Source organism: Streptomyces sp. NPDC002206, from assembly GCF_053593595.1.
Genome location: NZ_JBSFCW010000008.1, coordinates 68,461 through 91,063, shown reverse-complemented (window position 1 = coordinate 91,063; position 22,603 = coordinate 68,461). Strand labels below are relative to the sequence as shown.

The 22,603-nt window shown below is 70.6% G+C and carries 18 protein-coding genes, 1 tRNA gene and 3 pseudogenes; 5 read left to right on the top strand and 17 right to left on the bottom strand.

Annotation, left to right across the window (positions count from 1 at the left end; translation table 11 throughout):
• Positions 1-2 precede the first annotated feature (2 nt).
• The 4 genes and pseudogenes from ACWCP8_RS17490 to ACWCP8_RS17475 form a co-directional block, all read right to left on the bottom strand.
• A complete protein-coding gene (locus ACWCP8_RS17490) occupies positions 3-1,682 on the bottom strand; it encodes an AMP-binding protein (protein WP_451116732.1) in 1,680 nt (559 codons plus the stop codon).
• Positions 1,683-1,708: 26 nt separating this feature from the next.
• Positions 1,709-2,299 (bottom strand): lytic polysaccharide monooxygenase auxiliary activity family 9 protein, encoded by a 591-nt coding sequence (locus tag ACWCP8_RS17485; protein WP_451116730.1) that lies wholly within the window; start codon positions 2,297-2,299, stop codon positions 1,709-1,711.
• 160 nt (positions 2,300-2,459) lie between these two features.
• Positions 2,460-4,505 (bottom strand): SPFH domain-containing protein, encoded by a 2,046-nt coding sequence (locus tag ACWCP8_RS17480; RefSeq protein ID WP_451116728.1) that lies wholly within the window; start codon positions 4,503-4,505, stop codon positions 2,460-2,462.
• Positions 4,506-4,639: 134 nt separating this feature from the next.
• Positions 4,640-6,120: pseudogene (locus tag ACWCP8_RS17475) on the bottom strand (peptidoglycan-binding protein).
• A gap of 183 nt (positions 6,121-6,303) precedes the next feature.
• On the opposite strand from ACWCP8_RS17475, the gene ACWCP8_RS17470 reads away from it, so the two are divergent.
• Together ACWCP8_RS17470 and ACWCP8_RS17465 are read left to right on the top strand one after the other, a co-directional pair.
• Positions 6,304-6,377 (top strand) — tRNA-Lys (locus ACWCP8_RS17470).
• 424 nt (positions 6,378-6,801) lie between these two features.
• Positions 6,802-7,725 (top strand): annotated as a pseudogene (locus tag ACWCP8_RS17465) (glycosyltransferase); the annotation flags it as partial.
• Position 7,726: 1 nt separating this feature from the next.
• On the opposite strand, the pseudogene ACWCP8_RS17460 reads toward ACWCP8_RS17465, so the two are convergent.
• From ACWCP8_RS17460 to ACWCP8_RS17445, 4 genes and pseudogenes are all read right to left on the bottom strand, one after another.
• Positions 7,727-8,233, bottom strand: a pseudogene (locus ACWCP8_RS17460) (glycoside hydrolase family 6 protein); the annotation flags it as partial.
• 319 nt (positions 8,234-8,552) lie between these two features.
• On the bottom strand, positions 8,553-9,284 hold the full coding sequence (locus ACWCP8_RS17455) for a class F sortase (RefSeq protein ID WP_352262473.1): 732 nt from the start codon (positions 9,282-9,284) through the stop codon (positions 8,553-8,555).
• A gap of 5 nt (positions 9,285-9,289) precedes the next feature.
• Positions 9,290-9,865, bottom strand: coding sequence for a hypothetical protein (locus ACWCP8_RS17450; RefSeq protein WP_352262475.1), 576 nt, complete (start codon positions 9,863-9,865; stop codon positions 9,290-9,292).
• 138 nt (positions 9,866-10,003) lie between these two features.
• Positions 10,004-10,282 carry an HAD hydrolase-like protein gene (locus ACWCP8_RS17445; RefSeq protein ID WP_451116949.1) on the bottom strand — a complete coding sequence of 93 codons (279 nt, stop codon included), beginning with the start codon at positions 10,280-10,282 and terminating at the stop codon, positions 10,004-10,006.
• Between the two features lie 212 nt (positions 10,283-10,494).
• On the opposite strand from ACWCP8_RS17445, the gene ACWCP8_RS17440 reads away from it, so the two are divergent.
• Positions 10,495-11,274: an HAD-IIA family hydrolase gene (locus ACWCP8_RS17440; protein WP_030923286.1), complete on the top strand. Its 780-nt coding sequence runs from the start codon at positions 10,495-10,497 to the stop codon at positions 11,272-11,274.
• A gap of 147 nt (positions 11,275-11,421) precedes the next feature.
• On the opposite strand, the gene ACWCP8_RS17435 is transcribed toward ACWCP8_RS17440, so the two are convergent.
• The 9 genes from ACWCP8_RS17435 to ACWCP8_RS17395 all read right to left on the bottom strand — a co-directional run bounded on the left by ACWCP8_RS17435 (position 11,422) and on the right by ACWCP8_RS17395 (position 20,723).
• Positions 11,422-12,486, bottom strand: coding sequence for a 2-aminoethylphosphonate ABC transporter substrate-binding protein (locus ACWCP8_RS17435; RefSeq protein WP_352262477.1), 1,065 nt, complete (start codon positions 12,484-12,486; stop codon positions 11,422-11,424).
• 40 nt (positions 12,487-12,526) lie between these two features.
• Positions 12,527-13,324 (bottom strand): ABC transporter permease, encoded by a 798-nt coding sequence (locus ACWCP8_RS17430; RefSeq protein WP_352262478.1) that lies wholly within the window; start codon positions 13,322-13,324, stop codon positions 12,527-12,529.
• Entirely contained in the window at positions 13,311-14,195 is an 885-nt protein-coding gene (locus tag ACWCP8_RS17425) for a 2-aminoethylphosphonate ABC transporter permease subunit (RefSeq protein WP_451116725.1), read from the bottom strand. Before ACWCP8_RS17425 ends, ACWCP8_RS17430 begins: the two co-directional genes overlap by 14 nt.
• Complete coding sequence (locus ACWCP8_RS17420; protein ID WP_451116723.1) at positions 14,188-15,297, bottom strand: ABC transporter ATP-binding protein; 1,110 nt, start codon at positions 15,295-15,297, stop codon at positions 14,188-14,190. The genes ACWCP8_RS17425 and ACWCP8_RS17420 overlap by 8 nt, the downstream gene beginning before the upstream one ends.
• Positions 15,294-16,022, bottom strand: a complete 729-nt coding sequence (locus tag ACWCP8_RS17415) for a phosphonatase-like hydrolase (protein WP_451116947.1) — start codon at positions 16,020-16,022, stop codon at positions 15,294-15,296. The genes ACWCP8_RS17420 and ACWCP8_RS17415 overlap by 4 nt, the downstream gene beginning before the upstream one ends.
• Before the next feature lie 5 nt (positions 16,023-16,027).
• On the bottom strand, positions 16,028-17,152 hold the full coding sequence (locus ACWCP8_RS17410; RefSeq protein ID WP_451116721.1) for a TIGR03364 family FAD-dependent oxidoreductase: 1,125 nt from the start codon (positions 17,150-17,152) through the stop codon (positions 16,028-16,030).
• Between the two features lie 132 nt (positions 17,153-17,284).
• Positions 17,285-18,049: a GntR family transcriptional regulator gene (locus ACWCP8_RS17405; protein ID WP_352262486.1), complete on the bottom strand. Its 765-nt coding sequence runs from the start codon at positions 18,047-18,049 to the stop codon at positions 17,285-17,287.
• Between the two features lie 54 nt (positions 18,050-18,103).
• Complete coding sequence (locus tag ACWCP8_RS17400) at positions 18,104-19,312, bottom strand: hypothetical protein (RefSeq protein WP_451116719.1); 1,209 nt, start codon at positions 19,310-19,312, stop codon at positions 18,104-18,106.
• A 178-nt stretch (positions 19,313-19,490) separates the two neighbouring features.
• Entirely contained in the window at positions 19,491-20,723 is a 1,233-nt protein-coding gene (locus ACWCP8_RS17395; RefSeq protein WP_451116717.1) for an ROK family protein, read from the bottom strand.
• A gap of 56 nt (positions 20,724-20,779) precedes the next feature.
• Here ACWCP8_RS17395 and ACWCP8_RS17390 point away from each other — a divergent pair, with 56 nt between their 5' ends.
• Together ACWCP8_RS17390 and ACWCP8_RS17385 are read left to right on the top strand one after the other, a co-directional pair.
• A complete protein-coding gene (locus ACWCP8_RS17390) occupies positions 20,780-21,934 on the top strand; it encodes a Gfo/Idh/MocA family oxidoreductase (protein WP_451116715.1) in 1,155 nt (384 codons plus the stop codon).
• Complete coding sequence (locus ACWCP8_RS17385) at positions 21,931-22,410, top strand: heme-degrading domain-containing protein (protein ID WP_355994091.1); 480 nt, start codon at positions 21,931-21,933, stop codon at positions 22,408-22,410. Before ACWCP8_RS17390 ends, ACWCP8_RS17385 begins: the two co-directional genes overlap by 4 nt.
• Positions 22,411-22,603: the final 193 nt, after the last annotated feature.

The following is a 22,603-nucleotide window of genomic DNA, read 5'->3' as shown; positions in this document are numbered from 1 at the left end:
CTTCAGGCCATGGGGGAGATCGAGGACAGGAGGGCAGTGCGTCCGTGCGCCTCGTACTCGGCGAGCAGGCCGGTCAGTTCCTCGCCCCCCAACGGGCCGTACGCACCATCGCCCACCCCGTTCCACCACACCGGGTCCGTGCTCCGGAAGCCCTCGCGGCGGAGCGCGACCCGGTGCACCTTGTTCGTCGCCGTGACCGGCATCGCCGGGACGATCCGCACGAAGCGGGGCGCCATCTTCGTCCCCAGATCCGGCTGGGCCGCCAGGAACGCGGCGAAGGCGGCCGGGTCGAACTCCGCCCCCTCACGCAGTGCCAGCGCCGCCATCACCTGGTCGCCGGCCACCGGGTCCGGCACCGCGTACACCGCGACGGCCGCCGCGTCCCCCCAGCGGGCCAGGATGTTCTCGATCATCGCGGCCGCCAGGTTCTCGCTGTCGACGCGCAGCCGGTCGTCCGTGCGGCCCGCGAAGTAGAGGAAGCCGTCGGGGTCGCGGAAGAACAGGTCCCCGGTCCAGTACCAGCCGCCGCGCACCCGCGCCGCGTCCGCCTCCGCGTTGCGCCAGTAGCCCTCGAAGGGTGTACGGCCCCGGTTGACCAACTCCCCTATGGCCTCCGCACCGTTGACCAGTCGACCACCCTCGTCGAAGAGCGCGGCGGCGCGCTCCTCGCCGGTCTCCGGGTCGACGACGGCGAGATCGTCCCGGGCGGAGGCCCGCCCGATGGCGCCCGCCGGGGTCTCCGGGGTCCGCTGGATCGCCGCGCCGCCCTCGGAGGATCCGTACCCCTCCACCAGCCGCACCCCGAACCGCTCCCGGAACCTGGCCGCGTCCACCGTGCCCGCCTCGGTGCCGAAGCCGAGTCGCAGCGGATGGTCACGGTCGTCGGGGCGCTCGGGGGTGGCCAGCAGGTACTGCACGGCGCGGCCGACATAGGTGAAGTACGTGGCGCCGTACGCCCGTACGTCGTCGAGAAAGCCGGAGGCCGAGAAGTGGCGGCGCAGGGCGACCGAGGCGCCGCCGGCCAGTGCGGGGGCCCAGTCGGCGATCACGGCGTTGCCGTGGAACATCGGCATGCAGACGTAGTGGACGTCGTCGCGCCGGACCCCGAAGTGGTCGACCAGCGACTGCCCGGCCGCAGCCAGCCGCCCCTGGGTGCAGATCGCGGCCTTGGGCGCACCGGTCGACCCGGAGGTGAAGTAGAGCAGCATGCGGGTGGCAGGCCGGACCTCCCCGAGCGCCGCGTCGCCCGGCTCGGCCCCCGCATAGCCGGCGAGCAGCTCGGCGTACGCGTCGGTGTCGGTGACCAGCACCCGTACGCCCGGCAGATCGAGCCCGTCGAGCAACGGCAGATGCGCGCGTTCGGTGACCAGGACCCTGCAGTCGGTGTGCATGATGTCGCGGGCCAGCTCGGCGCCGCGCCGGGTCGGGTTGATGCCCGCAACGGCGGCCCCGGCCAGGGCCGCCGCGCTCAACCACAAGGGAAATTCTGGGGTGTTGTCGAGCAGCACCCCCAGGTGCGGTTCGCTGCCCGCCGGCAGCAGATCCACCAGGAGCGCCGCCCGTACGGCAGCGCCGGCGGCGACCTGATGGTGACTGAGGACGGCGTTCTCATGCCTCAACCCGGTCCGGTGGTCGCCCCATTGGCGCTGTACGAGCTCCGCGACGGTGCCTGCGCTCCCCATGGCGCCGCACGGTAACTGACTAGACGTCAGAACTGAACATCGGAGCACGCATAGAACGCGTTCCCGGTGTCCGTTATGTTCCAGACGCTCAGGATGATGTGCCGCCCGGTCTTCTGGGTGGGGATGGTGCCCTGCTGGGTCAGGGTGCTCGGGGGCTGCTGACCGCCGTACGGCACGGTCATGAACGGCTGCGACTCGAGCGCCGCCCTGGTGAGCGGCTTGGTGGGGTCCCAGCCGTTCTTGGTGATGTAGTACCGGAAGTCGGTTGTGGCGTGGCGGGCGGTGAACTGCCAGCGGAAGCTGAAGCCCTGACCTGCGGTGACCTTGGTGGCGGGCCAGTTGCCGCCGCGCGGGTCGTCCAGTGCGGCGAAGTTGTCGTGGGCGCCGGAGCAGATCTTGCCGTCGGCCGGACCCGCCGCCGGGAAGCCCTTGGGAGCCTCGACGCTCTGCGGCTCGTACTGGATGGCACCGCAGCCGGTGACAGTGCCGTTGGCACAGAGCTTCTGGCGACTGATGGGGTTGTCGGTGTAGCCGTGACTGCCTGCGCCGCTCGTCGCGAACATCGAGACGCCCGCGACGGCGAGGCCTATGACGGCCGCGCTTGCCCGTTTACGCATTGCTGTCGCTCCTCAAGAACATGGGGGAGGTTCCATGAGCACTGCTGCGCGCGTGATGGTGCGGTCTAGACCAAGTCTTAGATTATTGACAGGGCATGAACATGCCCAGACCAATGGGAGTGGCATTCCGGTTCCCCACGGAGGCAGTACGACGGCGCGGTCAGCAGCCTTCCCGACTGGTGCGTCCGGTGTAGAAGGCCACCGTCAGGTCCTTGACCAGCGCCTTCCGTTCGTAGTCGTCGAGCGTCACGAGGCCTCGCGCGGTCAGCCGGCTGACCGTGTCGTCCACCGCGTCAACCACGGAGGTCAGCACGCTGTCGCGGTGTTGGGCGTCGATGGCGGCGATCCGTCGGCGCTGCATGGAAGCGGCGACCTCCGGCGCGTACTCGATACCGGTCGGCTGCGCGGAGTACACCTCGATGCCCACCGGCTCGCATTCCGTCTTCAGCGTCAGGGTCAGCGCGTCACCGACCGCCTCCGCGTTGCGCAGGGTGTGCGCGTCCTCGTGGAAGGCGTCGGCGGGCAGCTGCGAGAGGACCCGCGCAATCGCCGACTCGACCTGCTCGCGCAGATAGTCCTCGTGGTCCGTCACCCCGAACGTCGCCCGCACCGTGTCCCTGATCCGCCACACGACGAGGACGACGACGCGCAGCGTCGTACCGTTCGCGTCCACAGCGGGCAGCGGTTCGCTCCGCCAGTGCCGAAGCCGTACGTCGACGCGGCGACGCAGCAGCAGCGGGCTGGTCCAGACGAGCCCGGTCCGGCGCACGCTGCCCCGGTACTCACCGAAGAGCGTCAGCACCCACGCGCTACCGACCCGCCCGCGACCCAGACCGCCGAGCGCGACGAGCACCAGGATCAGCAGCAGGAAGAGCTCCGCCAAGGCCCCGAGGCCGATCCCGTCGTACGGGCGCGCACTGATCCCGGCCCGCGCGAGCAGGCCACGCGGCACCGCACCGACCCACCACAGCACGGCGCCACCGCCGACGACCCCGGCCAGCCCGGTGAGCACCGCGATCCATCCGGGCAGCGCGGCCCCCGGCTTCTCGATCAGGTACGGATCCGCGGCCGGAGCGGGCCGGGTGGGGGCCTGCACCTGCCCCCTGCGGGCCACGGGCGCCCGCCGCACACCCGTCGCCTTCCCCCCGCCGCCGTCCCGCCGCGCCGGACCGGCGGGGGGCTCGACGGAGTCGTCACGGAAGCGGACGTGCACGGGGCCGGCGTCGGGGAGCTCCTTGACACTGACGGCCTGCTGCCGCCCGGTCTCCCGCCGGGCATCGTCGTCGCCGTCCGCGCCATCGCCCTCCGCTCCAACGGACGTCAGGGCGGCGGGTGCGGCGTCGGGCACGGCGTCGGGCACGGTGTAGGGCGCGGTGTAGGGCGCGGTGTAGGGCGCGGTGTAGGGCGCGGTGTAGGGCGCGGTGTAGGGCGCGGCATCGAGCAGAGCGTCGGACACCGTCTCGGGCACGGTGTCGGGCACGGCATCGAGCAGGGCGTCAGGCACGGCGTCGGGCACGGTGTAGGGCGCAGTGTAGGGCGCGGTATCGAGCAGGGCGTCGGGTGCGGCATCGAGCAGGGCGTCGGGTGCGGCATCGAGCACGGGGTCGGGCACCGGCTCGACTCCGACGGATTCGGGCGGCCATACGGCCCTGACCTCGACAGCCGGCACGGGATCCGAGACCGTGGCAGAGACCGAAACCGGCACGGGGTCCGCAACCGGGACAGACACCGAAGCCGGCACGGGGCCGGGTGCGGCATCGAGCAAGGCACCGATCATGATGTCGGACACCCGCTCGACTCCGACGGGTCCGGGCGGCGGCCATACGGACCCGGCCTCGACAGCCGGCACGGGATCCGAAACCGGCACGGCCCCGCCCCCGGCCTCAACCGACACCAGGCCGGCGGCCACGGGGCCGAGTGCGGCGTCGGGCGCGGCATCGAGCACGGGGTCGGACACCGGCTCGACTCCGACGGATTCGGGCGGCGGCCATACGGACCCGGCCTCGACAGCCGGCACGGGATCCGAAACCGGGGCAGACACCGAAGCCGGCACGGGGTCCGAAGCCGGTACGGATACCGACGCCGAGGCCGCGCCGAGGGTGGAGTCCTTGGCTTCGCCCGGGACCAGGTCGAGCACCAGGTCGAGGACGGAGTCCGTCCCCTTGCGCGGCTCGGCACCCGTACGGGACTCTGCGTCGGCACTCACGCCAGGACCCCATCCGGCCCACTTTTCCTCGCCGCCGTTCACCGGCTCTCCTTCCATCCCGTTCTTCTTCTCCGGACCTCCGGAGCTGTCCGACACCGTGGATCTCATTTCCCGCCTCCGTCATTTCCGTTCTGTCACGCGAAAAGTCGTTGCCAGGTCTCCGGGCCGGGGTAGCCGTCGGCCTCTGCGCCCCGCCAGCCCTGGGCCCGTTGGAAGGCCTCGACATTGCGCCGGTCCTCCTCGGTCCACCGGGGGCCGGGGCCCTTTGCGTAGTGCTTGCCGTATCCCTTCCTCACCAACTGTTTGCCGAGCTTGTCGACATGGCTGTTGGACTGACCCGGCCGGAAATAGTCCGGCCCGGGAACGCCGGGGCCGCGGCGGAACGGGCCGGAGCATCCCCGCTGCCGCCGGCGGGGATGCTCCGGCCCGTTCCGCTCACCAGCAGCCGCCAGGTGTCCGGGCCGGGGATGCCGTCCGCTTCCTTGCCCGACCAGCCCTGGGCCTTCTGGAACGTCTGGGTCGCGCGCCGGTCCGCTTCGCCCCAGTCCGGTCCCGGGCCGGCCTTGTAGAAGCGCTTGCCACCGCGGTTCATGAGCATGCGGCCGAGCCGGGTGACGTACGTGTTGCTGGCGCCGGGACCGAATTTCGCAGCACCCGGGAACGCCGACAGCGCCTTCGAACTGCCGCTATCGGTTTCGGTGGACAGCCCTTTGTAGCGGTACGGGATGTAGCTCCCGGAGTGGCTCCAGTACGCCATGGGCGTCGTCCGCTTACGCGTGTGCGAGGGCGTCTGCTCGTACGCCGAGTAATGGCTGTGCGTGTAGTCGGTCCAGCCGCCGAAGATCGTGACGTGCGAGCCGTTCGTCGGGTTGGCCTTGTTGTGGAAGAGCAGAATGTCGCCGGGCTGCAGTTGCTCGCGGGCGATCTTGGTGCCGAATTTGGCGAGGCTGCCGGTCCACTCGTTGCTTTTTAGCTTCCAGGCCATCGACACATAGCCGGAGCAGTCCTGCCGGTAGCCGTCGGACCAGTACTTCGCCATGCTGTACGGGACCTGCTCGCTGACCCACTTCTTTGCCCGGTTGATGATGTCCGTCCGTGTGGTCTTCGGCGTCTCCGGTGCCGAGCCCGTGGACGATGGCGGCCCCGCGGCCCCGCTCCCCTGCAATGGGCCGGGGACACCCTGCGGACTGCCGGATTCCGAGTCGTCCGAATCCGGATCGCCCGGATCGGCCAGGTCAGCCGGATCGGCCAGGTCGGCCGGATCCGGGTCGCCCGGGTCGCCCGGGTCGCCCGGGTCACTTGGGTCACTTGGGTCGGCCAGTTCCGGGTCGGCCCGGGTCGGCGTCGGGTCCGCTCGGGCAGACCCGACGGACCCTGTGGCCCCGGCGCTTCCGGCAGCGTGCCCGGTCGCCGCGCTCGCCGTCTCGGCCGCGCCGGTGCCGAGCACCACGCCGGCCGCCGTGACCATGACCAGCGCGCGCCGCGCCCCATGCGCGGCAGGGTGTCCTCCGTACCGCGTCGGCAGGCCCCTGGCGGCGGCGCGGCGCCGCGCGGCACACCCCGCGCAGGCGCAGTCGACGGCGGGCACGTACTCCTCGAAGGCCGGCACAGTCATGCGAATCCCCTCCGCACTCTCAAGATCTTTGGGCGCACCTGCGCGGGCGTCAGCGTGGCAACTCACCGGACATATTGCATTTTGACGGATAGAAGTGAAAAAACGACCATCCGACAGGCCGTGATCGACAGGAAATGGTCAGAAGCACCCCTGGAGGTCGGGTAGAGTTCTCCAGGTCAGCAGGCGCCGCTAGCTCAGTTGGTTAGAGCAGCTGACTCTTAATCAGCGGGTCCGGGGTTCGAGTCCCTGGCGGCGCACGCAGAGTCAAGGCCCCCTCACCGAGCGTGAGGGGGCCTTGTTCGTGTACACGCAGCCCTTACGCCTCCGCGCGCCCCCTCCGCAAGACCCACTCAAATCGCACATATAGCCGGTTAACAGCTTGTTTCACCCTTGCGATAACGACCTGGGTCATACAACCTGTCATGAGGTCATCGGCTTCAACCGGGCCGATGACACGCGCAGTTGGGACAGCACAGGGGAAGTTCCGGTTGCGTTGCCGCGGGGTGGGGGTCCCGCTCATGGACGGATGCCGAGGGGCATCCTGCAACCGGTAGGGCGCCATCCCACGCCTCAGGGGAACGTGGCCCGCAGCGATGCCGCCCGCGGCGGTCGAGGGGGATTCACCGCGGACGAGACGACCGACCGATCACGCAGTGACCAGTGCGTGCAGGGGGATGACCCATGACGTCGACGCCGACTGGCGCCGGGCAGAACAACGACCACTCCTCCCGGACCACGCAGCTGCGGATACCCCCGCAGCTCCGGACCGGGATACAGCGGCGCCACCCGAAGAAGACGCTGCCGCGTTACGACTACGAGCACTACAGCCGGCTCGCCGGGCCACTGACCCAGCCCGATCCGGCCAGGCCCTACACCGTGCAGTACCGCTCGCTGCTCTCGCAGGAGCCGCACAGAATCCGCGCGGCGCTCCTGCTCGGCGCCGCACCGCTCGTCTCGCTCGGCCTGTTCGCCTGGCTGATGCAGCCCGAGCACTGGACCCAGCGCGACCCGAACGTCAAGAACGACACACTGCTGATCCTCGACATCGTCATGCTCGTCTCGATCGGTCTGATCGAGCTCTTCCGCACGATGAATGTCCTGTCGAACGCGCACGCGACGCTGGTCGCGCGCGACCCGGTCCCGGTCGTGCCGGAGTCCGGCACCAGGGTCGCCTTCCTCACCTCCTTCGTCCCGGGCAAGGAGCCCCTGGAGATGGTGACGAAGACCCTCGAGGCCGCGGTCCGCATCCGGCACCGCGGGCTGATGCACGTCTGGCTGCTCGACGAGGGCGACGACCCCGCGGTGAAGGAGGTCTGTGCCCGCCTCGGGGTGCACCACTTCTCCCGCAAGGGCGTCCCGCACTGGAACCAGGCCAAGGGCGCGCACCGCGCGAAGACCAAGCACGGCAACTACAACGCCTGGCTCGACGCGCACGGCGGCGCCTACGACTTCTTCGCCTCGGTCGACACCGATCACGTACCACTGCCCAACTACCTGGAGCGGATGCTCGGCTACTTCCGCGACCCGGACGTCGGATTCGTCATCGGCCCGCAGGTCTACGGCAACTACGACACGTTCGTCACGAAGGCCGCCGAGTCCCAGCAAAGCCGTCGACCAGGTGCAGCACTGCGTCCGGCTCCAGGATCACTGTGGCCCGGCGGTCGCCGATGCCTTGGGCGACCATCTCCAGCCAGGCGCGGTACGCGTTGCCGTCGGCGGCGCCGCCCTTCGAGAACTGGTCGCAGTCGCGGTGCGGGATGTTGTAGAGGACCAGCAGCGCCTCCCGGCCGGCCTTCGCGGCCGCCTCGGTGAAGCCCTTGGTCTCGGCCTCGGGGTTGTCCGGGCCGATCCACTCGCCGACCGGCTGCCGGGCGATCTTCCTGATCAGGTCGGCGTTCTTGTCGTTGCCGTCCTTGGTGTAACCGGCGACCTGCCGGGCCGCGTTCCCGTCGGGGTTGACCCAGTACGGGTCACTGCCCGTGGGCTGCCGGCCGACCCCGGCGGGGTTCTTGTCCCCGTCGTCGCCGGCCGAGGAACATCCCGCGAGCAGCACCATGGCGCCGGCCGCGGCCACCGCCCCCGTGCGGAACCGGCCGGTGTAATTGCCGTACATCCACTCCCCCTTGGGTGCCGGACAAGACCGGTCGAATCCATCCTGGCACACCCGAGTGTCCGGCTTGCCCGTACATACGAGGACGTTCACGAACGACGGACAGTGACCGGTTCTGGACGTACCGTCAAAAAGCGACTGGGTCATGACCGTTCACCGGCCTACAGTGTTCAGGAGGCCCACACGCCCCCCTGCCCTCCCGTGTCGGCGCCGGGCTTCTCCCGCAGCCCGCGCACCGCGGTCGAGGACCGGCCCGGCCGACGCCCCGGGGGGAGAAAGGGCGGCCGGCCGGGCCAGGTATCTCTCTTCTGCTCGGGACGACCTACGTGGAGTCGGCGGACCTGGCGGACTCGGCGGACCTGTCCACGGCCGCGGCCGCCTTGGCCGCACTCTTCTTCTCGCCGGTCAGATAGGCGGAGACGACCACATTGGCGTTGTACTCGTGCGACGCCCGGTCGAACGTACCGCCGCAGGTGATCAGCCTCAGCTCCGCCCTGCCGTCCTTGCGGGGTCCGTACGCCTTGTGGGCGTTGAAGCGGTTCCGGGTGAAGACCTGGACGTCGTCGATGGTGAATTCTGCGACCGTGCCGTCCGTGCGGACCACCCGGATCTTGGCGCCGGGGCGAGCCGCGCTCAGCCCGTAGAAGACGGCCGGTTTGGTCTCGGTGTCGACATGGCCGACGAAGAGCGCGGCGCCCGCCGCGCCGGGCCGGGTGCCGCTGCCGTACCAGCCGACCGTGTGCGGTGTCGCGAAGGGCGGCGGATCGATCCCTCCCGCCGCGTCCAGGCCGCGGGAGACGACGGGGGCCTTGATGCCGATCGAGGGGATCTCGACGCGCTCGGGCGCCGCACCCTTGATCGGGGCGTGCGCCGCGGGCAGCGGTACGCCGAGGGGGCGGCCGACCGCGGCGACATCGCCGGTGGTCGGGGCGGAGCTGGCGCCGGAGCCGTCGGTGATGCCGCGTCCCCAGAGCCACAGGGCCAGCAACACGATGACCCAGGCCACGCCGGTGAGCGGCCGGCCGGTGCCTGTCGGGCGGTCCTTGTCGGACATCTCGTTCAGTCCGTGGACGGGTGGCGACGGCGGGAGCTGTGGAAGGCGACGGCGACGGAGGCGACGGCGGCCAGGACCAGCCCGATCACGGTGTGTGCGATACCGGGGCCGTCCTGCTGGGCCGCCTCGCCGGCAAGGAGCGTCGCGGTGCCGCCGCCTCCGGCGCGGACCGGGGCGATCGGGGCCAGGGGCGCGGCGCCTTCGCGGTCGACGACGGTGACGGTGCCGGACACTCGGGTGTCCTTGTCGTCGTCACACGTCACCCAGATGTCGTAGTCGCCGGCCGCGGCGTCCGAGCGGATCCTGGCCGTGGCGGAGAGCCTGCTGTCGTCGGCGGCCGAGAAGCCGGCGTCGGAGTCGAAGGCATCGGAGATCCCTTTGGCCTTCTTGCCCTTGCAGCCGTCGAACTGCAGATCCACCTCACCCCCGGGGGCGATGGAGGACGGGTCCACCGAGAGGGTGGCTCGGGTCTGTGAGTCCTTTTCCTGGCCGGAGCCGGAGTCGGCCAGTGCGACTGAAGCGGGCATCAGTGTCACCGCAACCACTGCGGCTCCACAGAACGTGAAGGGTATGGAACGCATCGTGAACCTCCTAAAGGCAGGTTCACGCGTCCGGCGGGTTTTCGCATCCGCTGGGGCGACGGGGCTGGTCCGTGGGGGTGCAGGGAGCGGCTCGCAGGAACCCTCCCCCGCACGCGCCCGTGCCGGTGCCGGCCGGGCTCAGCCGGCGTCGATGAGGCCGACCAGGGCGGCGATGGAGTCGATGACCGTGGACGGCCGGAAGGGGTAGCGGTCGATGTCGGCGGGGGCCGTCGGACCGGTCGGCACCAGGAAGGTGTGCATGCCCGCCTCCAGGCCCGCGAGCACATCGGTGTCCATCCGGTCGCCGATCATGGCGCTGGACTCGGAGTGGGCACCGATCGCGTTCAGCCCGGTGCGCATCATGAGCGGGTTGGGCCTGCCCGCGAAGTACGGGTCCTTGCCGGTGGCCCTGGTGATCAGTGCGGCGACGGCGCCGGTTGCGGGCAGCGGGCCCTCGGCGGAGGGGATCTTCGGGCGAGTTACCCCTTACTGGCGTGTAGGGAACTCCATGGACGAAAGGGCATGTTTCCCCCTGCGACCGGTCCGGGCTGCGAGACGTTCAGGCTCTGAATGCGATGAGTGAATAGCATGGTCATCCCGTGAGTCCTCGTATGGCAGGAGCCGCACCCATGACAGACCACAAGCCCATCGAATCGTGGCTCACCGACATGGACGGGGTGCTGATGCACGAAGGCGTGCCGATCCCCGGTGCGGACGCCTTCATCAAGAAGCTCCGTGATTCGGGCAAGCCGTTCCTCGTGCTGACGAACAACTCGATCTACACAGCCCGAGACCTGCATATGCGGCTCAACCGTATCGGCCTCGAAGTGCCGGTCGAGAACATCTGGACCTCGGCCCTGGCCACCGCCAAGTTCTTGGACAACCAGCACCCCGGCGGCACTGCCTACGTCATCGGTGAGGCGGGGCTGACCACCGCCTTGCATGAAGCCGGGTACGTGCTCACTGACACCGAGCCCGATTTCGTGATCTTGGGTGAGACGCGGACTTACTCGTTCGAGGCGCTGACGAAGGCCATCCGGTTGATAAACAACGGTGCCCGCTTCATCGCCACCAACCCCGACAACACCGGCCCCTCACCCGAGGGGGCGTTGCCCGCCACCGGTTCCGTCGCTGCGTTGATCACGAAGGCGACCGGCAAGGAGCCGTACTTCGTCGGCAAGCCCAACCCGCTCATGATGCGCAGTGCGCTGAACACTTTGGGTGCCCACTCCGAGACATCCGCGATGATCGGCGACCGGATGGACACGGACGTGTTGGCCGGACTTGAGGCCGGGATGGAAACGTTCCTGGTTCTCACCGGGCTGACGAACAGGGACGAGATCGAGCGCTACCCGTACCGGCCGACCAAGGTTGTGGACTCGATCGCGGACCTCGTCGACCTCGTCTGAGTGGTGGTCCGGCACTCCGCCCCGCAGCGGAGTGCCAGGCAGCCAGGGTAAGACGTTCAGAGGCCCTGGAAACGGTGTTTCCGCAGGTCAGGGCCAAACCCCCGATTTCATGGGGCCGGGCCGGTGGGCCCGTGACGGTCGCCGCAGTCAGCTTCCGGTGGCCGTCTTCCAGGCATCCACATATCCGTCCAGGTTGGCGCCTATCTCCGACCAGTCCGGCTCGAAGACCTCCACCCCGTCCATCAGCTTGCTGAGCTCGATGGCGTTCGCGTCCGTGGCCTCGATGTCCTTGCGGGCGGAGAAGCCGCCGCCGACCTCGCTGACTTCCTTCTGGGCCTGCTCGGAGAGCATGAAGTCGAGCAGCTTCTTGCCGTTGGCGCTGTGCGGGGCCTTGCTGACCAGTCCGGCCGCGTAGGGCAGGGCGAACGTGGTGGGCTTGGAGCCGGCCTTCGCCGGGAACCAGATGCCGAGGTTCGGCATGTCCTTGGACTGGGCGTAGTTCATCTGGACGTCGCCGTTGGCGACGAGCAGTTCGCCCTTGTCGACCTTGGGGGCGAGCTTGCCGGTGGAGGCGGACGGGCCGACGTTGTTGGCCTGGAGCTTCTTCAGGTACTCCATCGCCGGCTCCTTGCCGCCGAAGTCGTGCATGGCCTTGATGAGTACCGCTGTGCCGTCACCGGCGACTCCGGGGGTGGAGTACTGGATCTTCTCCTTGTACTTCCCGTCGGTGAGCTCGTCCCAGGTGGTGGGCGCGGCCTTCAGTTCCTTCTTGTTGTAGACGAAGCCGAAGTAGTTGTTGACGACCGAGGTCCACTTGGAGTCGGACGCCTTGTCGGCGCCGTCGACCTGGTCGGAGCCGGCCGGCTCGTACGCCGTCAGGAGGCCCTTGGAGTCGGCCTGCTGGATGAACGGCGGGAGCGTGACCAGCACATCGGCCTGGGTGTTGGACTTCTCGCGGACGGCGCGCTGCACCATCTCGCCGGAGCCGCCCTCCACGTACTCGACCTTGATGCCGGTCTTCTTCTCGAAGTCCTTGAATACCTTGTCGTACCAGCCGTCGCCGTTCTCGCCCTTGAGCCCGTCCGCGCTGTAGACGGTGACGACCTTCTCGTCGGAGGCGGCGGAGGAGGAACCGCCGCAGGCGGAGAGGGTGGCGGCGAGGGCGAGCGCGCCGGTGACGGCGGCCAGCGGCTTGAGGTGGCTCTTGCGCATGGGTGTCGTATCTCCTGGAAAGTGGGTTCGGTACGGGGTGTCAGCGGTACGAGGCTTTGGTGCGGATACGGGAGACCGCGAGCAGGACCAGCAGCGTCGTGCCCATGAGGACCACGGCCACGGCGGCGCCGGTGAAGAGCGAGCCACGGTCGGTGGCCGCGAAGATCTGCACCGGGAGCGGTGTCCAGTCGGGCGGATAGAGCATCATCGTGGCGCTCAACTCACCCATGGACAGGGCGAAGCAGAGCCCCGCGGCCGCCGTGAGGGAGGGCAGCAGGAGCGGCAGCTTGATCCGCCACAGGACGTAGGAGGGGCGGGCACCGAGGCTGGCTGCCGCCTGCTCGTACATCGGGTCGAGACGCAGTGTCGCGGCCGAGACCGACTGATAGGCGAACGCCGTGACAAGAATGGTGTGCGCCAGGATCACGATCCAGCGCGTGCCGTTGAGCAGCAGCGGCGGCTTGCTGAACGCGACGAGCACGGCGAGGCCGACGACGACGGACGGTACGGCGACCGGCAGCATGAACAGCCCGTCCAGGAACCTCTTGCCCCGCCGCCGCAGCGTGGCGGCGGCGAGCGCGGCCCAGGAGCCGATGGTGAGGGCGAGCAGGCTGGCGCCGACGGCGGTGATCAGGCTGGTGGTGAGGGCCTGGAGGGAGTCGCCACTGGTGGCGGCCCGGTAGTGCTCGGTGGTCGGGCCCGAGGGGAAGGCACCGGACCAGTTGGTGGTGAACGACGCGGCGACGATCACCAGCAGGGGTAGTGCGAACAGTGGGACGAAGAGCAGGAAGAAGACGGCCCAGGTGGCCCACTTCCCGGTACGGCTATGCACCAACACGGCGGCTCACCATCCGATACAGGCTGTAGAGACCCACGGAGATCGCGATGTTGACGACGGCGACGGCACAGGCGGCCGGGTAGTCGGACTCCAGGATCGCCTTGCCGTAGACGAGCATCGGCAGGGTCGTGACCCCTTTCGCCCCGGTGAACAGCACGATCCCGAACTCGTTGAGGCACATCACGAGGACGAGGGAGCCGCCCGCGGCGAGCGCCGGCAGCGCCTCGGGGAGGATCACCTGCCGCACGATCCGGGCCGGCTTCGCGCCCAGGGAGGAGGCGACCTCCAGTTGTGCGGTGTCGAGCTGCGAGAACGCGGCGAGCAGTGGCCGCATCACGAACGGGGTGAAGTACGTGATCTCCGCGAGGAGGACGCCCCACGGGGTGGTGAGGAAGTGGAAGGGCCCGTCCGCCGCCCCGGTGACATCCGTCCAGACGCCGTTGGCCATGCCCACGGTGCCGTAGATGAACAGCAGGGCGAGGGTGATCAGGAAGGACGGGAAGGAGAGGAAGACGTCGATGAACCTGGCGACCGCCCTGCCGCCGGGGAACGGTACAAACGCGATCACCAGGGCGAGGACGAGGCCGAGCACCAGACAGCCGACGGTCGAACCGACGGCGAGCCAGACGGTGGTGGTCAGCGCCGAGCGGAACGAGGCGGAGGCGAAGACGTCGCCGTACGGGGCGAGCGAGGTGCCGCCCTCGTCCGGACTGACGGACTGCTGGACGACGAGGACCAGCGGATAGAGGAAGACAAGAGCAAGAACGGCAACGGGCGGCACCACCCACACGAACCGGGGCGTGCGCACCTTGGTGGGCACCGACCCCGATGCGGGATCAGCAGGCTTGAGGCGGACCCCGGTGCTACCCATCGTTCACCCCCGTTGCCCCCGCGGGCAGCAGCACCGCGTCCTCGGCGGCGAAGTGCAGGGTGACCTGGTCGCCGAGCGCCGGAGTGTCGCGCAGTTCGCGAAGGTCGGCCTTGATCCGGTGGCCTTCGACGTCGACGTACAGCCGGTGGGTGGAGCCGCGCCACTGGACCTCGGCGAGGGCACCGGTCAGCGCGTTGGGCCCGTCGCCGAGTCCGACCAGGTGGGGGCGGACGCAGAGGGTGGCGGTGACGCCGTCGGCCGCCTCCCCGGTCGGTACGTCGAGCCTGCGCCCGGCGAACTCCACGGCGCCCGCGGTCCCGGCGACGGTGACCGGCAGCAGGTTGGCGTTGCCGACGAACGACGCGGTGAACTCCGTACGCGGGCGGCGGTACAGCTCCTGCGGGGTGCCGCAGTCCTGCAGCCGCGCCTTGTCCATGACCGCGATCCGGTCGGCAAGGGTCAGCGCCTCGACCTGGTCATGGGTGACGTACAGGATGGAGACGTCCGGCAACTCCCGGTGCAGGCGGGCCAGTTCGGCGAGCATCCCGGAGCGCAGCCGGGCATCGAGCGCGGAGAGGGGTTCGTCGAGCAGCAGTACACCGGGGCGGACGGCGAGCGCGCGGGCGATGGCGACGCGCTGCTGCTGACCTCCGGAGAGCTCGCGCGGGTAGCGCTTGGCGTACGCGGCCATGCCGACGAGCTCGAGGGCTTCGGCGACCCGTGCGGGGATCTCGGGCTTCGCGACCTTGCGGGCCTTGAGGCCGAAGGCGACGTTGTCCTGGACTCGCATGTGCGGGAACAGCGCGTACTGCTGGACGACCATGCCGATGCCGCGCTTGTGCGGCGGCAGCCCGGTGACATCGCGGTCGCCGAGCCAGACCCGCCCGGAGGCGGGCCGGACGAAGCCGGCGACGGCACGCAGGGCGGTGGTCTTGCCGGATCCGGAGGGCCCGAGCAGCGCCATGACCTCGCCGGGTTCGACGGTCAGATCGAGCCGGTCGAGGACGGTGTTCCTGCCGTACGCGACGCTGACCCCGTCGAACCGGATCCCGCCGCCCTGCGCGGTCCGACCGACTGCTGCGGGTGCCGGTGCGCCGGTCATGCTTCCGCCCGGGCGATCAGGTCCGGCAGCTCGGCGACCGAACCCAGCACGTGCGTGGCCCCGCTGCGTTCCAGCTGGTCCTTGTCGTGTGCGCCGGTCAGCACCCCGGCGACGATCCCGGCTCCGGAGCGTACGCCGCTGAGCATGTCGTACGAGGTGTCCCCCGCGACCACGATCTGCTGGACGCCGTCCACCGCTCCGGTGCGCAGGAACGCGGCGAGGACCATGTCCGGGTAGGGGCGGCCGCGGCCGCCCGCGTCGGCGGGGCAGAGGGTCAGCGCGACCAGGTCCTGCCAGCCGAGCGCGGCAAGGATCGCGTCCTGGGTGGTGCGGGCGAAACCGGTGGAGAGGACCACGGTCCGGCCCTCTCCCGTGAGCCGCTCGATGGCTTCGCGGGCGCCGGGCACCGGCGCGATACGGCCGCCGTCGACCAGCTCCCCGTACGCCTCCTCGAACGCGACGTTGGCCTGCTGGGCCCGGTCCTCGTCGCCGAAGAGGTGGCGGAAGACGGAGATCTTGGACTCGCCCATGGTGGCCCGCACATAGTCGAGCTTCTCGGCGTGGTCGGCGGAGCCGGGCTGCACGCCGAGGCGCTGTGCGGCGGCGCCGAAGGCCTGCTCGACGAGGCCGCCGTCGGCGACGGTGGTCCCGGCCATGTCGAGGACGATCAGATTCAGCCTGCTCCTCTGCCCGTTCTTCCGGTTGTTCTTCTGCGAGTTGCTCAACTTCTTCACCAGCCCAGTTCGTCGGCGGTCGTTTCGGCGATGGCGGGCGAGCAGGTCATACCGCGACCGCCCGGCCCGGTGACCAGCCAGACGCCGTCCCTCACCTGCTGGCGGTGGACGACGCGGCCGGTGTCGGTGCACTGGGCGTAGACCCCGGCCCAGCGGCGCCGGATCCTCGGCAGTGGGCGGCCGAGGAAGGACTCGACGACCCGGGTGAGGTGCTCGTACGGCTCCTCGACGACGTCGAAGGAGAACGGGTGCTCGTACTCGTGGGTGTCGCCGATGGTCAGTCCGCCGTCCCGGCGCTGCACCATCAGCAGCTGCATCCTGTGTTCGGCCGCGGTCGGCGCCTGCGCCTGTCCGGCGTTGAGGGCGTCGAGCGCCTCGCTCCGGTACGCCGGGTAGTAGCGGAAGCTGTCGGCGTCGGCGACGGAGGTGGTGAGCGTTTCGCCGAGCGGGTCGGTCTGCATCATCTGGAGGCGGACGCGGCGCACCGGCAGATCGGGGCCGGCCAGTTCGCGGACGAGGCCGCCGAGCCAGGCGCCGGTGCACAGGACGACGGCGTCGCCGGTGTGCACGTCGCCGTGGTCGTCGCGCACGGAGGCCGCACCGACCACCTCGCGGACCTCACGACCGCCGAGGAAGGTGTACCGGCCTGACGCCAACAGTTCCTGCTTCAATGCCAGTTGAGCGGTGCGCGGCTCGACGGCGGCGTCCCGCTCGCACCACAGCGCGGCGACGAAGTCGCCGCGGAGCGCAGGGTTGACGGCGCGGGCCTCGTCGGCCGTGAGCAGCTTGTAGCCGCGGGCCGCAGCATCGGGGCGGGCCGCGGCCGCCTCGGCGACGGCGATCTCCAGCTCGGTGCGGAGCGGTGTCAGCGAACCGCAGGGCCGGAAGCCCAGGCCGGGGACCTGCTCCCCGATGCCCTCCCACAGCTCGCGGGCGCGGAGGGCGGTCTCCAGCTCTTCGCCGCCGGCCCGGCCGCTGACCCAGATCTGTCCGAAATTGCGGAGCGATGCTCCGCGTGCCTCGCTCTCGCGCTCGATTTGTACGACCTCGTGGCCGCGGTTCACTGCGTGCCAGGCGTGCATGGTTCCCACCACGCCGGCTCCTACGACGATGACTCTCACGACGGCAACGCTGCTCGGGGTGGGTGGCCCGTTCGGATCGGTACGGCAACGGGAGGGTGAACTGGGTCTCAAGGTTGGCCTAGACCCGTTATGTTTTCGTTATCAATGCACGTCGATTGCCGGTCTGCGGTGTCAGCCCCGCGCGCCCAGGTGAGCGGTGAAGGAGAACCGGTCGCCGCGGAAGAGGGTGCGTACGCGCTCCAGCGGCTGCCCGCTCGCGTCCCGCGAGATCCGGTGGAGCAGCAGCATGGGCAGCGCCGGCGGCGTACCGATCAGCAGCGCCTCGCGCGGGGTGGCGAGCACCGTCTCGATCCGCTCGTCCGCATCGCCGAACGAGATACCGAGCCGGTCGTGGAGGTAGGCGTAGAACGAGGAGTCGGGGTCGAACTCGGTGTCCAGATCCGGTACGCGGGCGACGGAGACGTACGTGCTCTCCAGGCCGACCCGGTCGTCGTCGGCGAGCAGGACGCGTTCCAGGTGCCAGACCGGTTCGCCCTGCTCGACGCCGGTCTCGGCGGCGAGTGCGGCGGTGCAGGGGAACTTTTCCAGACCGATGAGGTGACGGCCCGGGGTCCGCCCCTGGCGGCGCACCCCCTCCGTATAGCTGGCGAGGGAGAGCGGCTGCTCCAGTTTGGGACCCGCGACGACGGTGCCGCGGCCCTGACGGGCGAGCCGGCCCTCCAGCAGGAGTTCGCGCAGCGCCTGACGCACGGTCTCGCGCGAGACTTCGTAGCGGACGGCGAGGTCACGCTCGGTCGGCAGCATGCCGCCCTCGCCCAACTCCTCGATGAGGAGCGAGACATGAGCCTTCACGGCGTAGTACTTGGGGATACGGCCGTGCTCCGGAATGCCGGAGCGGATCGGTGCGCCAGGTGCCTGGTCGAGCAGGTAGTCCACGCCCCGATGGTGGCAGACGGACATGAACACCGGTGAATGGTGCGGCGTCGCAGGTCAGCGACGGAGGTGGCGCAGCCGCCGGGACCACGCGACGACGGCGGCGCCGCTGAGCAGCAGGGACCCGGCGGTGAGGAGCGTGAGCCAGAGGACGGTCGACGTCCGGCCGGTCATGGCGAGCTCGGGACGGTCCTGCGGAGCCCGTCCGGAGACCGGGACGCGCCCGGAGGCCGGCGGGGTCGGCGTACCACCGACGGCTCCGCCGCCGCCGTCGACGCCGCCGATGGCAGCGGTGTCACCGGTGCCGCCGACCGCTCCGGTGGCGTTGTCCCGAGGGCCGGTTCCGGATCCGTCGCGAGCGGTGTCCCGGCCGGGGTCCTCGCCCCCCGCCACATCGCCGGCGCCCCCGACATCACCGTTCCCGCCGACGCCGGAAGTCTCACCGGTCTCACCGGAATCACTGGCCTCACCGAAATAGTCCGTGTCACCGTAATCGCCGGTGTCTCCGAAATCGCCGGTGTCGCTGTCGCCACTGTCCTCGACGACGCTGAAGACATAGTCGTCGGACTCACCGACCCAGTCCCCGTCGTCCTTCGGCTGCATCTTGTCGCTGTCGGCGCTCGCGCCGCGCTGCCGCTGGACGATCGCGGCGTTGACCGTGATCCGGCCGGGGCCTGTGTCGGAGGTGAACGCCATCCGGACCTCGACGGTGACGGTGCGGCCCGCAGGGACCGTGAAGCCGGCGAAGTCGTCGGCGCCGTCGCCACCGAAGACACCGATGTGCTCGTCGCGGTCGGTCGTCTCCCAGGCGACGCGGTGCTCGACATCGGGTTGGGCCTGATCGGAGAACTCCAGCTGGATCTGGTCGGAGGTCAGCTTCCGGTCCTCGTCGGTGAGGACCAGGACCGGGTGGATGGACCGGCAGGACTCGGAGGTCGTATTGGTCAGATCCAGGAACCAGGTGCCGTAACCGCCGCCGGACGCATACGTCTCCGGGCCGCTGTGGATCCGGGTCGTGATCGGGAAATCGCCCGCCGTCGGTGTGCCGCAGGTGGGCTGCTGGTCGGCGGTGACGGAGAGCGGCAGGACCGGGGTGGCGGCGGCGGGCGGGCTGCCGAGGACGACGGCGGGGACCACGCTCGCCGCGGCCAGTCCGAGGGCGAGTCCATGGCGTGGCCGCGCGGGAGGAAGCAGTGAGGACGGCAGGGGCGGGGACGGTTCCGGAGACGGTTCGGGGGACGGTTCCGGGGGCGGTTGGGGGGACATGGGGGACACCCTTCGCTGCTTGCGAACGGCCGGATCGCCCCGTGCCCGGAGTTCACCGGCGGTAGGCGGCGACGCTGTCACGCGCGCGCGACCCACCGGGCGTCGACATGCCGAAGGACCACCCGGTCGGCCGCCCTCAATCCCTCGACCGGCCCACACCCGTACCGCTCCGACGGCGCTATGCGCCACCGCCGCTGCCGACACGGCCGAACAACGGGGCGAGGACCAGCTGCGCGGCCCCCTCGGCGACCGGCCGGCCGGCACCGGCGGTGGTGACGAGCGGCACCGCCGCACCGGTGCCGTCACGCCGTGCACGCTCTTCGATCACGGCGCGGACCCCTCGTACGTACGCATCCGGATCCGCGCCGACGGTACGGCCGCCCAGCACCACCCGGTCGATGTCGAGCAGCCCGACGAGGTTGGCGGCACCGGTCCCGAGCACGCGTGCGGCCTCCGCGACATCGCCGTCGGCGACGGCGGCGAGACAGAGCGCCTCGATACAGCCGCGCCCGCCACAGCTGCACGGCGGCCCGTCCAGCGACACGGTCTGATGCCCGAACTCGCCGGCCCCGGTACGGGCCCCGCGGTGCAACGCCCCGCCGAGAAACAGCCCGGCACCGAGCCCGGTCCCGAGATGCAGATACGCGAAGTCGCCCGGACCGTCGGCCCGCAGGGCGAGCCCGAGGGCGGCGGCGTTGGTGTCCTTGTCGACGACGACGGGCAACCCGGTACGAGCGGCAAGGGCGTCCTGGAGGGGATAACCGTCCCACTGCGGAAACCCGGTGACCCGATGGAGCACGCCCCTGCGATGGTCCAGGGGCCCGGGCACGGCCACACCGATCCCGAGCACGGTCCGCGCGTCCCCCACGGGAGCGGCCCCGTCCGCGCCCCTCTCACCGGGGGCGGACGCCGCGGAGGTCCCGAGACCTGCCCCCGGTTCCGGGAAGGGGCGCGGCCGGGGAGATTCCGCCACGGCGTCCGCCCCCACCGGCCTACCCAGCACCGCCCCCACCTCGTCCGCCGCCACCGCGACGACCTCCCCGGCCGGCGCACCGAAGTCCAACGGCGTCCTGCGGCTCGCGACGACCGTCCCGGCCAGGTCGACCAGGACCACCGTCAGCTCGTCGCGGTCCAGGTGCAGCCCCACCGCGTGACCCGCGTCCGGGACCAGCCGCAGCACCGTCCGCGGCTTGCCGCCCGTGGACGCGCGGTGGCCGGCCTCCGTCCCCAGGCCCTCCGCCCGCAGCCGGGCAGTGATCTTGCTGACGGCCTGCGGCGTGAGCCCTGTCCGCTCCGCCAGCTCCAGGCGGCTGATCCCGCGCTCGCCCGCGACACGCAGCAGGTCCAGCACGAGCGCCGCGTTGTGGCTGCGCAAGGTCGGCAGGTTGGCCCCGGCATTACTCCTGTTCACGGCCCCATTGTCCCTCTCGCTTGCACTTTGGCAACAGCGTTGCTTAAGTGGATTGCATGACTGGCATCACGACTCCCGAGACGCGGCAGCAGACGCACGCGCACGAGACCCCCCTCCGCGTCGGACTCGTCGGCTACGGCCTGGCGGGCTCCGTCTTCCACGCCCCGCTGATCGCCGCGACCGAGGGCCTCGTCCTCGACACGGTCGTCACGTCGAACGAGGAGCGCCGGGCGCAGGCCCGCGCCGAGTTCCCCGACGTCTCGTTCGCCGCGTCGCCCGACGAGCTGTGGGCCCGCGCGGGCGGTCCGGACGCGCTCGACCTGATCGTGATCGCCTCCCCCAACAAGACCCACGTCCCGATCGCGACCGCCGCGCTCGACGCCGGTCTGCCGGTCGTCGTGGACAAGCCGATCGCCGGTACGGCCGCCGAGGCGCGCGCGCTCGCCGCGCTGGCCGAGGAGCGTGGCCTGCTGCTCTCGGTCTTCCAGAACCGCCGCTGGGACAACGACTTCCTGACGCTTGCCCGGCTGGTCGAGGACGGCGAGCTCGGCGACGTACAGCGCTTCGAGTCCCGTTTCGAGCGGTGGCGCCCGCAGCTGAAGGGCGGCTGGCGCGAGTCGGGCGATCCGCAGGAGATCGGCGGACTGCTGTACGACCTGGGCAGCCATGTCGTCGACCAGGCGCTCGTGCTGTTCGGCCCGGCCGTCCAGGTGTACGCGGAGTCCGACGCGCGTCGCCCCGGCGCCGCCACCGACGACGACACGTTCCTGGCGATCACCCATGCGAACGGGGTCCGCTCGCACCTGTACGTCAGCGCCACGACGGCGCAGCTCGGCCCGCGCTTCCGGGTGCTGGGTTCGAAGGCCGGTTACGTGAAGTACGGGCTGGACCCGCAGGAGGCCGACCTGCGCGAGGGCCACCGCCCGTCCGCCGCAGCTCCCGGCTGGGGCGAGGAGCCCGAGACGCTGTGGGGCCGGATCGGTGCGGGTGAGTCGCCGCTGACCGGTGGCGGCGTCCCGGTCCGTACGCTGCCGGGCGACTACCCGGCGTACTACGCGGCGGTCGCAGACGCGGTGCGCGGCAAGGGCGACAATCCGGTGACGGCCCTGCAGGCCGCCGCAGCCCTGGACGTCCTCGAGGCCGCCCGCCGCTCGGCCCGCGAAGGCGTCACCGTGACCCTGCCCACTGCTTCCGAGGAGCAGACCGCATGAACCCCACCGCTCCGACCATCTCCGAGCTCATCGCGCAGGAGCGCCGACTGACTCTGCCGCATTTCGGCTACGACGACGCGTACGCCCTCGGCGGCCTGCTCGTCGCCATGGCCCGGAGGCGGCACGCGCCGGTCGCGATCGACATCCGGCGCGGCGCCCAGCAGCTGTTCCATGCCGCGCTGCCCGGTTCGAGCGCGGACAACGACGCGTGGATCGACCGCAAGCGCAGAGTGGTCGAACGGTACGGCGAGAGCTCGTACCTGGTCGGGACCCGGTTCCGGGCGAAGGGGACGACGTTCGAGGACTCCTCGCGGCTGGACCCGAATTTGTACGCCGCGCACGGCGGTTCGTTCCCGATCGCGGTCGAGGGAGCGGGCGTGATCGGCTCGGTCACGGTCTCGGGTCTGCCGCAGGCCGACGACCACGCGCTGGTCGTCGAGGCGCTGGAACAGTTCGCCACCACGATCGCCGGATGACACACCGGAGGGGTGGGTCGCTGCACCAGCAGCGACCCACCCCTCCGATCTCTGACCGCCCAAGGGCTGTCCCGTAATCCCTGGTGGATCAGCGCGCGGCGTCAGATGCGGTGCATCGCAAGGCGGAGGGACGTCCTCATGCTGGGCGTATTCGGGCGTTCCGACATAGCTGTCGTCGTGCGCCCGCCAGGGA

Coding starts and splice junctions, on each gene's coding strand:
- ACWCP8_RS17490 (WP_451116732.1), bottom strand. CDS start 1,682: ATGGGGAGCGCAGGCACCGTCGCGGAGCTCGTACAGCGCCAATGGGGC.
- ACWCP8_RS17485 (WP_451116730.1), bottom strand. CDS start 2,299: ATGCGTAAACGGGCAAGCGCGGCCGTCATAGGCCTCGCCGTCGCGGGC.
- ACWCP8_RS17455 (WP_352262473.1), bottom strand. CDS start 9,284: ATGTCCGACAAGGACCGCCCGACAGGCACCGGCCGGCCGCTCACCGGC.
- ACWCP8_RS17450 (WP_352262475.1), bottom strand. CDS start 9,865: ATGCGTTCCATACCCTTCACGTTCTGTGGAGCCGCAGTGGTTGCGGTG.
- ACWCP8_RS17440 (WP_030923286.1), top strand. CDS start 10,495: ATGACAGACCACAAGCCCATCGAATCGTGGCTCACCGACATGGACGGG.
- ACWCP8_RS17435 (WP_352262477.1), bottom strand. CDS start 12,486: ATGCGCAAGAGCCACCTCAAGCCGCTGGCCGCCGTCACCGGCGCGCTC.
- ACWCP8_RS17425 (WP_451116725.1), bottom strand. CDS start 14,195: ATGGGTAGCACCGGGGTCCGCCTCAAGCCTGCTGATCCCGCATCGGGG.
- ACWCP8_RS17420 (WP_451116723.1), bottom strand. CDS start 15,297: ATGACCGGCGCACCGGCACCCGCAGCAGTCGGTCGGACCGCGCAGGGC.
- ACWCP8_RS17400 (WP_451116719.1), bottom strand. CDS start 19,312: ATGTCCCCCCAACCGCCCCCGGAACCGTCCCCCGAACCGTCTCCGGAA.
- ACWCP8_RS17390 (WP_451116715.1), top strand. CDS start 20,780: ATGACTGGCATCACGACTCCCGAGACGCGGCAGCAGACGCACGCGCAC.
- ACWCP8_RS17385 (WP_355994091.1), top strand. CDS start 21,931: ATGAACCCCACCGCTCCGACCATCTCCGAGCTCATCGCGCAGGAGCGC.